Raw genomic sequence first — 699 nt, forward strand, 5'->3', positions numbered from 1 at the left:
TAGATAAGTATAAAATAAATCCTTTGTCATACCTTTTGATACCGAAAAGTCAGTAGGATTTTTATTCTTAAAAACCCATAAATTGGTATATTCTAAACATACCTTCCAAATATCAACATCATCTTGACCTGTATAAGCCCAAGTAGCGCCCGCGTAGGCTTCGTAAACCCAGCTAGCGTATTGTGGTGTCCAACCGCCATCTACTTTTAATTCTACGGAAGTTTGGCACCATCGCAAAATTCTTGGTAAAAACTTTAGGTAGTTAGCGCCCTCTCCAACCATATTGGCATAAAAGACATTATCTAGGGAGCCTCGTGCATGTCCACCATAATTAATTTTTTTATCTTCAATTTCATCTTGAGTTTCCATATAGTGATTGATACCACCTGGTCTATTATTTACTATTTCTCGCATAAGTCGTTCTTTAATGGATTGCATTCGATTACCTCACTTGTGTTGGTTGTATTGGTATTACCATTGGTGTTTGTATGACTATTGCCAACCTTTTGGTTGGCATGATATTTTTGAATGACTTCCTGTCCTTGTAGGCTGCCACTACCTACTGTTCTGGTCTCTAAGTTACCATTCTTTAAATCTTCAAGTAGTTTTCTTTGTAATGTAGGATCTATTGTGGAATTATCTCTAATTGCATTGATAGCCTCTTGCTTGGCACTCTCCCAAGCATTGCTGTGCTCGCCC

General features: G+C 37.9%; 2 protein-coding genes. Both read right to left on the bottom strand.

Going from position 1 to position 699, the window contains the following annotated elements:
- The coding region (locus tag ACZBKJ_RS09910; protein WP_463200932.1) for a hypothetical protein at positions 1-438 on the bottom strand (438 nt) is incomplete at its 3' end.
- Positions 402-699 (bottom strand): hypothetical protein (locus tag ACZBKJ_RS09915; RefSeq protein ID WP_463200934.1); only part of this gene is annotated, 298 nt, incomplete at its 5' end. The genes ACZBKJ_RS09915 and ACZBKJ_RS09910, both read right to left, overlap by 37 nt.

The sequence above is a fragment of the Moraxella sp. I5G genome (genome assembly GCF_055193055.1).